The organism is Virgibacillus halodenitrificans JCM 12304 (genome assembly GCF_001310895.1).
Classification (GTDB): Bacteria; Bacillota; Bacilli; order Bacillales; family Amphibacillaceae; genus Virgibacillus_Q; species Virgibacillus_Q halodenitrificans.
This window is the reverse complement of sequence record NZ_BAZS01000008.1, coordinates 104,715-113,813: the sequence shown is the minus strand read 5'-3', so window position 1 is coordinate 113,813 and position 9,099 is coordinate 104,715. Positions and strand designations below refer to the sequence as shown.

At 36.3% G+C, this 9,099-nt stretch carries 10 protein-coding genes; 6 read left to right on the top strand and 4 right to left on the bottom strand.

All coding sequences use genetic code 11. The features are described 5' to 3' along the window. Window positions 1-925 precede the first annotated feature (925 nt). The 3 genes from JCM12304_RS06820 to JCM12304_RS06810 all read right to left on the bottom strand — a co-directional run bounded on the left by JCM12304_RS06820 (window position 926) and on the right by JCM12304_RS06810 (window position 3,838). A complete protein-coding gene (locus JCM12304_RS06820; RefSeq protein WP_060679270.1) occupies window positions 926-2,116 on the bottom strand; it encodes a dicarboxylate/amino acid:cation symporter in 1,191 nt (396 codons plus the stop codon). Window positions 2,117-2,271: 155 nt separating this feature from the next. Next, window positions 2,272-2,493, bottom strand: a complete 222-nt coding sequence (locus JCM12304_RS06815) for a hypothetical protein (protein ID WP_223280606.1) — start codon at window positions 2,491-2,493, stop codon at window positions 2,272-2,274. Between the two features lie 82 nt (window positions 2,494-2,575). Continuing rightward, window positions 2,576-3,838 carry a BaiN/RdsA family NAD(P)/FAD-dependent oxidoreductase gene (locus tag JCM12304_RS06810; RefSeq protein WP_060679268.1) on the bottom strand — a complete coding sequence of 421 codons (1,263 nt, stop codon included), beginning with the start codon at window positions 3,836-3,838 and terminating at the stop codon, window positions 2,576-2,578. A 180-nt stretch (window positions 3,839-4,018) separates the two neighbouring features. Between JCM12304_RS06810 and JCM12304_RS06805 the strand changes: the two genes are divergently transcribed. The 6 genes from JCM12304_RS06805 (at window position 4,019) to JCM12304_RS06780 (ending at window position 8,776) form a co-directional block, all read left to right on the top strand. Then, entirely contained in the window at window positions 4,019-5,638 is a 1,620-nt protein-coding gene (locus JCM12304_RS06805) for a putative polysaccharide biosynthesis protein (protein WP_060679266.1), read from the top strand. A gap of 13 nt (window positions 5,639-5,651) precedes the next feature. After that, window positions 5,652-6,374, top strand: coding sequence for a pseudouridine synthase (locus JCM12304_RS06800; protein WP_060679264.1), 723 nt, complete (start codon window positions 5,652-5,654; stop codon window positions 6,372-6,374). 6 nt (window positions 6,375-6,380) lie between these two features. Continuing rightward, on the top strand, window positions 6,381-6,962 hold the full coding sequence (gene thpR / locus JCM12304_RS06795; protein ID WP_060679262.1) for an RNA 2',3'-cyclic phosphodiesterase: 582 nt from the start codon (window positions 6,381-6,383) through the stop codon (window positions 6,960-6,962). Next, on the top strand, window positions 6,943-7,407 hold the full coding sequence (locus JCM12304_RS19965; protein WP_060679260.1) for a hypothetical protein: 465 nt from the start codon (window positions 6,943-6,945) through the stop codon (window positions 7,405-7,407). The genes thpR and JCM12304_RS19965 overlap by 20 nt, the downstream gene beginning before the upstream one ends. After that, on the top strand, window positions 7,365-7,874 hold the full coding sequence (locus JCM12304_RS19960) for a hypothetical protein (protein ID WP_256200777.1): 510 nt from the start codon (window positions 7,365-7,367) through the stop codon (window positions 7,872-7,874). Before JCM12304_RS19965 ends, JCM12304_RS19960 begins: the two co-directional genes overlap by 43 nt. Before the next feature lie 83 nt (window positions 7,875-7,957). After that, complete coding sequence (locus JCM12304_RS06780) at window positions 7,958-8,776, top strand: phosphotransferase family protein (protein ID WP_019378177.1); 819 nt, start codon at window positions 7,958-7,960, stop codon at window positions 8,774-8,776. Here the strand turns inward: JCM12304_RS06780 and JCM12304_RS06775 are convergent. Further along, a complete protein-coding gene (locus JCM12304_RS06775; protein ID WP_019378176.1) occupies window positions 8,763-9,050 on the bottom strand; it encodes a YtzH-like family protein in 288 nt (95 codons plus the stop codon). The genes JCM12304_RS06780 and JCM12304_RS06775 overlap by 14 nt on opposite strands. Between the last annotated feature and the right edge of the window lie 49 nt (window positions 9,051-9,099).

Here is a 9,099-nt window from a genome sequence, read left to right as displayed (position 1 = left end):
ACAATTCAAAAAGCATTGTGATACGTAGAGTATCGCAATGCTTTTTTATATGGGTGATTTCTAGGATGAATTGTCATACCGCGCCAGTTTATTTTTGAAGGTTTCGGGTCCGTAAATATTGATTAGAGATAAAACTTGAGACAGTCATTATGAATTGTGCTATATAGCTCATCTCTAATGGACAAAATCCCCATCCAAACGCCAGGAACTGTCCAATAGCACCTCCCTAATGGACAAAATCCCCATCCAAACGCCAGGAACTGTCCAATAGCTCATCTCTAATGGACAAAACCTTCATCCAAACGCCAGAAACTGTCCAATAGCACCTCTCTAATGGACAAATTCCTATTCAAACGCCAGAAAGTGTCCATTAGATCATCTCTAATGGACAAAAGCCCCATCCAAATGCCAACAACTGTCCAATAGCACCTCTCTAATGGACAAAAGCCCCATCCAAATGCCAACAACTGTCCAATAACTCATCCCTAATGGACAAAAGCCCCATCCCAACGATAGAAGCCTAGCTAATAGCAACAATAACTTAAAATTTAGAAATTCTATGAATGTAAAACGAGAAGATTATCATATGAACTAATAGTAGGTGAGGGGAAGAGCTTATTAAAAGAGAGGGAATAAATTATTTCTTCTAAGAAAATAGGCTGTAGGCTAGCTACTAAGAAACAAATTGATGAAAAACTAAAGAGCTATAAGTGCCACATTAGAGCTCATCCGCTTATAAAAAAACTAGCGATAAATTAGCATGCTTTCTCTAAATTTAAGTGAAATTTTGTTATAGAAAAACGCAGAAGGGCAATGTTCTTGGAAGATTGAGTAGTTAAATAAACCTAACTCAGGATTAGAAAGACAGTGCCTTGGGGTGTGCACTGTCTGACTTCCTAAAGTTAAAAAATATCCTTATTTATTTTTATAATGCTTCAACTTGTTCTGTTTCTGTATGGTTCTTGTTTTTGCTTAATGAGTTTGTTATTGAAGTGATAGCGCCATCTCCTGTAACATTACATGCAGTACCAAGACTGTCTTGAGCAAGATATAGTGCAATCATTAAGGATACCATTGTAGGACCAAATCCAAGCATCGATTCCAACAAACCGATTGCTGCCATTACTGCTCCCCCAGGTACCCCTGGTGCAGCTACCATAGTAACCCCTAACATTAATATAAAAGGGAATACTGCAGAAAATGTAGCCGTATCTCCTTGTAGAAACATAACTGCAAGTGCACAGCTAACTAATGTTATCGTGCTTCCTGATAAATGAATATTAGCTAATAATGGTACGGTAAAGTCGGCAACTCTATCACGTACTTTAAGTGTTTTTGTATGTTTTAGTGTAACAGGAATTGTAGCTGCGGATGATTGAGTTCCCAATGCAGTAAAATATGCTGGTAACATTCTTTTAAGCATAGAAAATGGGTTCTGTTTACTTAATGTTCCTGCAACTGTGTATTGAACCGTTAGATAAAGTATATGTAGAATAACGATCATAACAAATACTTTTGCAAATACACTTAAAATAGTACTTACTTGTCCAGCATAAGTCATATTTGCGAATATCCCAAAAATGTGAAAAGGTAAAAGTGGAATAATTACTTTTTCGATAACCAAATGGATAATATCACGGAATTCTTCTGTAAATCGTAACAAGGTATCACCTTTTATTGAAGCAATTCCCAATCCAATTACAAAAGAGAGAAGCAAAGCTGTCATTACTCCCATTAATGGAGCCATTTCTACTTCAAAAAAAGCTTTACTCAAACCTTCACTGGGATCAGAAAACGCTTTCAACGATTGACCGCTCAGTAAAGTTGGATAGATTGATTTAGCCACGATAAATGCTAAAACACCTGCTAAAATTGTTGACGTATATGCAATAGCTCCAGTTAGACCTAAAAATTTTCCTGCACCTCTTCCCATAGAGCCAATCCCGGGTGCTATAAAACCTAGAATAATTAATGGAATTACAAAACCGAGAAAATTACCAAAAAGCCCGTTAAATGTAGCGAATAATTGAATCCACCATTCATTTGAGAAAGAGCCGATGGCAATACCTAAAACAATTGCGATTATTATTTTAATTAATAGTCCAATGCCCTTCAATGATGTTACCTCCTTTTATGTAATACACCTATTCTACAATACAATATCGTATTTCGTCTAATATATTTTTAAGAAACAAATCCAAACCATTAAAGCTTGCTGAGCAGTAAAAAGAACAACGTACCTATCTAAATGACAGGTACGCTGTATTCTGTCTAGCTCATACCAAAGGGACCAAGCTGTTGAGAGTTACTTTGATTTCCATTCGTTGACATTTGTGTGACGAATGGGATCATTTTCTGCATGGTTTGTCCAAAATTTTGATTGCTTTTGGTCATTGTATAAAATGTTGCTGCTCCAACACCTACGGAAGCAATAATTGGTATCCACATTCCATTTTTTTGCATTTCATACTCCATCCTCTCATGATCCTTCATTTTGTACCCAAATTATCTTGGAAAGGTAATCGCCTTCCAGACATTCTTAGGTTGGCACTTATGAAAGAAATCATTCTAGGTATCATCTGCCAGAAACTTCTTTTGCTGCATTAACCCCAGCGAGTCTGCCTGTTACTAGTGCAGAGGTAATATTATAACCCCCCGTATAACCATGGATGTCTAAAATTTCTCCACAAAAATATAGGCCGTGCATTTTCTTTGATTGCATTGTATTTGGGACAATTTCTTTAATAGAAACACCGCCACCTGTGACAAAAGCTTTTTCTAATGGAAGTGATCCATGAACATGGAAGGTAAAATGTTTCATATCGTGAAGAATTGCTCGTATGGATTCCTTAGCAATATTAGCGGCCTTTTGCTCTTCAGCTACATTATTTTTTTGCAGAATATATTGCAGGAATCGTTCTGGAACAATCCCTTTAAAAATATTTTTTATAGTCTTCTTAGGATTTTTCTTAAGCATTGTATTTATTTCTCTAAATAAAGCTTCTTCATTGTGGTCAGGTAAAGCATCAATTTCTATTGGTATTTCTTCCCGGCCTTTCATCAATTCTTTTACTACAAATTGTGAACAACGAAGCACCGCTGGTCCGGAAATGCCAAAATGAGTGAAAATCATATCCATCTCATGAGTAATAATTGGTTTGCTTTTTTTATTTAATACCGATACAGCAACATTTCTAAGCGATAATCCTTGTAAGTCTTTGTTTTTTATAAAATCTTCTTTAGAAGTGAGAGCCACTTCTGTTGGATATAGTGTTGTAATGGTATGGCCTGCTTTTTTTGCCCATGCATAACCATCACCTGTGGATCCGGTGTGTGGGACGGCCTTTCCTCCAACAGCAATAATTACGGCATTCGTTTCTATTTTTTCGCCATCTGAGAGAATAATCGTATGTCCTTCTTCTGAGTAATGAATAGCTTTCACGGATGTATTTTTACGAACATCAACATGCAGCTTTTCCATCTTGTTAAGTAGAGAATCAACAACTGATTGGGCAGAGTTAGAAACAGGAAACATTCTCCCATGATCTTCTTCTTTCAGTTGGACACCAAGGTCTTCAAAGAAGCGAATAATATCATAATTATTAAATACAGAAAATGCACTATATAGAAATCTCCCATTACCAGGGATATGTTTAATTACTTCTTCTTCCGGCAGACGGTTGGTAACATTACATCTCCCGCCACCAGAAATAGCAAGCTTTTTACCGAGTTTTTTTCCTTTTTCAAGCAGCAAAGTTTTTGCTCCATGTTCAGCTGCTGCTATGGAAGCCATTAAACCAGAAGGCCCACCACCGATAACAATTACATCATAAGTCACTATACTTCATTCCTTTCCTATGTATCTTACCACTTGCAGGTTGTTCTGCTCAATATTTACATATGGAAAACAAATATATTGTCACTTTTTAGTTGTGTAAGAAACGACATATTATATAGGATAGAAGACGAAGTGTGATAAAATAACAATAAAATTAATAAAGGTAATGCAGGTGAAATAATGTCGAATATTGTCAGAGGCACTATGCTACTAACTGGTGCATCGTTTTTATCAAAATTTCTTGGAATGATTTATGTTATTCCATTCAATGCTTTAGTAGGTGAGACTGGTGGTACGTTATTTGCTTATGCGTACACACCCTATAGTATTTTTATAAGTATCTCTACTGTAGGAGTCCCATTAGCAGTATCAAAGTTTGTTTCGAAATATAACGCAGTTGGTGATTATGAAACTGGTATGCGGATGTTTAAGGCTGGGATTTCTTTAATGGCAGTAACAGGTTTCTTAGCTTTTCTTACGATGTTTTTCAGTGCAGACTGGCTTGCGGGAAGAATGATTACTAGCGATGATCCAGTTAATATAACTGTGAATGATGTGGCTTTTGTTATTCGAATGGTAAGTGTCGCTCTAATCGTAATCCCAGCAATGAGTATTGTAAGAGGCTTCTTTCAAGGGCATAATTCAATGGGACCGACTGCTGTCTCTCAGGTTGTTGAGCAAATTATTCGTATTGTGTTTTTATTAGGGGGAGCATTTGTCATCCTCAAGTTTATGAATGGGACCATCACTGCAGCGGTTGGTTTTTCCACCTTTGCAGCATTTATTGGTGCCATGGCATCCTGTCTGGTCTTGTTTGTTTACTGGAAAAAAAGAAAAACTTATTTAAATAGACAAATTGAGCAGCAAACATATACACACGAAATACCTAAGAAAGATTTATTTATTGAAATTTTCCGTTATGCTGGCCCTTTTGTTTTAGTGGGACTAGCCATACCGCTGTATCAAATGGTTGATCAATTTACATTTGAGAGAGCAATGGTTGCTGCAGATCAAAAGGATATTTGGGAATTTGCTTATTCGGCAATTAACTTTTATGGACATAAATTAGTAATCATACCTATTACGCTGGCTACAGGGTTGTCACTGGCTATTTTACCGACGCTAACTAATTCGTACACCCAGCAAAATAGGCAATTGCTTAACAAACAAATAAATCAGGCTTTACAAATTATTCTTGTACTTGTCATACCAGCAGTAGTTGGCATGTCAATGCTTGCAAACGAGGCATATGGATCACTATATGGTATGGGTAAAATTGAAACTACTGGTACTTTACTTGCCTGGTATGCACCTGTTGCACTGCTTTTTGCCTTGTTTAGTGTTTCTTCCTCTATTTTACAAGGGATCAATCAACAAAAATACGCGGTATTTAGCCTGCTGGCAGGCCTGTTAATAAAAGTTTTATTTAACATTCAACTTATCTATATTTTTGGTGCAAAAGGGGCAATCTTTGGTACGGCTCTTGCAGCTGGAACTGCAGTTGCAATGAATCTATGGCGTATCCGCTCAGCAATTGATTTTTCCTTTAAGGAAATTATTAAGCGTACGATACTTATAGGGATTTTTATTCTCTTTATGTGTATAGCTATTTTACTCACCAAATATATTTTTGGTTTCTTCCTGCCATTTGAAGAGCAACGTTGGGCAGCATTAGTAATGCTTATTATAGGTGTAGGTATCGGTGGTATGGTTTATTTATGGTTTGCATATAAATCCACCCTGTTGGAACGTGTATTGGGTGAAAAAGTTCGCTTCTTAGATCGATTTTTAAGTAAATAAGGGAGGCGGTAGAATGCGACTTGATAAGTTACTGTCTAACAGTGGTGTTGGTACGAGAAAAGAAGTAAAAGCGCTGCTAAAAAAGAAACATGTGAAGGTAAATGATCTGATAATAAAGGACGGGAGTAAACATATAAATCCCGAAAAAGATATAATAAAAGTTAATGAAGAAATTGTTTATTATCAAAAATATATTTATTTAATGCTGCATAAACCTTCAGGCTGTATCTCGGCAACAGTAGATAAGCAGGAGAAAACAGTTATTGACCTTCTTGGTAAAGAACTCCAACATTATAAGCCTTTTCCTGTAGGCAGATTAGACAAAGATACAGAAGGTCTACTTCTGCTGACTAATGATGGAGAATTAGCGCATCAATTAACCTCGCCAAAAAAAGATATAGAAAAGGTATATTATGCAAAAATAAAAGGCAGAGTAACTGCTGAAGATGTAAATGCTTTTGAAGAAGGAGTTATTCTTGAGGACGGTTATCAAGCTAAATCAGCACGGTTACGTATTATGGCGCAAGATGAGATATCAGAAATAGAAGTAACTGTAACGGAGGGTAAATTTCATCAGGTTAAACGTATGTTTGAAGCGGTAGATAAAAAAGTCATCTATCTAAAACGAATTCGGATGGGGAATATAATTCTTGACGATACATTAAAGCGAGGTACATGGAGAGAATTAAGCGAAAGTGAAAAAGAATACTGTCTCTCTTTAAGATCTGGAGGATGATAAAGAATGGCCTCACCACATTATTTTATTGCTATACCAGTCCCTTTCAGCTTTCAAAGTCTTTTTTCTACATGGCAAAAACAGTTAAGGGAACACGTATCCTATAAACAATGGCCCCATCTGGAGGATTTACACATTACTTTAAAGTTTTTGGGCCCCGTTGCCGATACTAAGATACAGTCTGTTACAGAAATGTTGAAGCCAATTGAAGAAATAAATGCATTTTCAGTAAATGTAGGAAACCTGGGAAGCTTTGGTAATCAAGTAAACCCGAGGGTCTTATGGGCAGGTGTGGAAGTGAATAAAGGGCTATTAGAGCTCTACAATAAGGTTGAAGAAGCTCTTTCACATGTTGGCTTTTCCAAAGAAAATAGACCATACCGTCCACATATTACGCTTGCTAAAAAGTGGACTGGAGTTCCATTCAAAACAAGCATTGATGAACTAGCTGAAAAGTTTAAGGAAAAGTATGCTTTTGATGTTGATCATGTCGTTATATACAAAATACATCCAGAAAAATCACCAAAGTACGAAGAAATCGCTATTTTTAAATTGAAAAGGGGTGACCTTGCTGGCTCAATTAATTAAACTTCAAGATTATGTATCTAGATATGAGTGGAACGCCTATAGATATCCCAGTCAGTTTATCCGGTTAAAACAAGATAATTGGAAAAAACTATATGCCCGTTGGCAAGAACCACTTACAGAGGTAGCTGAAGAAATTGAACAGGAATCTCCTAAATTAGGGGCGCTATCCAAAATAAAAGCATTGATGAGAAAAAATGACGTTGATGAAGAGAAGCAAAATTTAAAAGAAGAGAATTTACCAGAAACAGAGGCTGAGCTCAAACAGCACTTTTTAAATAGAATATTTGACTTTCAGCTTAAATGGGCAACTTCTACTGTCACTGAGCTGTCTTATATGAACCGTTCCTATTATACGGACAGTTTGTTAAAGTTTTTTCTACAACGTTTTCCTGATAATTATCTTTGTATGTATTATCCTATTTTTACTGTGAAATCAGCCCGGTAGATGGGGAGATTATCCTTATTAGTCCAATAGGTATTGAAATAATTTATATTGTTGAAGAAGATAATATGGCGAAGGTTTTTGTGGAAAGTGGGAGAACGTGGAAGATAATTTCTGATAAACAGGAAAAGAAAATCTTAAGCCCTCAAATCGCATTAAAGCGAACAGAGCAAATTGTAACTAGTATCCTTCGTTCGTTCAATATTGAATTTCCTGTACAAAAAACGGTTCTCTCTCGCAGAAATACATTTATTTTCAATGAGGAGTTATATCAGACAAAATTAGTTGGTGTTCAACAGTATGAAGAATGGTTTAAGCAAAAAAGAAGTCTCGCCTCTCCTTTAAAGAGCCAGCAATTAAAGGTGGCAGAAGCCTTACTGAAACATTCTCAAACGACATCAGTAAAACGTCCGGAATGGGAAGAGGATGAAGATCCATTTTTGACCACCGATCATGATATAAGTAAATGAACGCCATTTCCTAGTTGTATTTTTTAATCGATAAATATAAAATGAATAATTGAGCGCTAAAACTTGAAAGATGTGAGGAATGTATGGTGGATTGGCTGAAAAGGATATTGGGTGAGGATTGGAAAGTTGCTCCCGCTGGTGGATTGACAGGTGATGCCTATCATGCTGTTAAGGGAAACCAACGATTATTTTTAAAGAGAAACTCTTCCCCTTTCCTTGCTGTATTATCAGCAGAAGGTATTGTACCAAAACTAATATGGACAAAGCGATTGGAAAATGGAGATGTTATCACTGCCCAAGAATGGCTTGAAGGAAGAGAACTTAAGCCACAGGAAATGCAAAATGATCGTGTCGCAAAGCTGTTACAAAAAATTCATCATTCCTCTGAATTATTACACATGCTTATGCGTCTAGGTAAAAAACCGGTCACCTCTGATGAGGGCTTTGCTGTAATCAAACAGAATATAGGTAGGATAGAGGGGATCCATCGTTATCCAGCTGTAGAAGAAGCGCTTTATTATTTGGATTTTTTATTACCTGAAACAAGAGGCCAGGATTTAGTTGTTTGTCATGGCGATCTTAATCATAACAATGTGCTTTTAACAGATGAAGGAAATCTGTATCTTATAGATTGGGACAATGCACTTATTGCTGACCCGGTCATCGATTATGGAATGGTTCTAAAATGGTATATTCCTATGAAGGATTGGGATACTTGGCTTAATAAATATGGGGTGGCGAATAATCAGCAACTGTATAGACGTATGTTCTGGTATTTATTGCTTGATTCTCTCCATTATTTAATTTGGCATTACGATCGTAAAGAAACCTGGAAGGTTATGGAAAGATTAACTGACCTGCAGGAGTTAAATGAGCAGGTTAGAATGACTATTCTAACCTAGTTTGTTCGAGTACATTTACCCAATTTTCGATGCTTTCTTTATTTGCAGAAATATGCTCAGCGGCATTGGAGGCACTTTCGCCTTGTAGCCCATAATTATAAATTTCCGGAAGCAATTGAACTAATTGATCGTTTGAAATTTCTTGATTAGCTAGTAGTGATTTAACTAATCTTCTGATCTGTTGATATTCAGATATATTTCCAAAATGCTCTCCCGAGTGTTCGTCCAATAAGTCATAAAGTAATGTGATTTGATTTTGGACAGTTAATGTCATGGATAATCACCTCAGATCTTAGTTTAATCATTTTAATTTTTAATATACT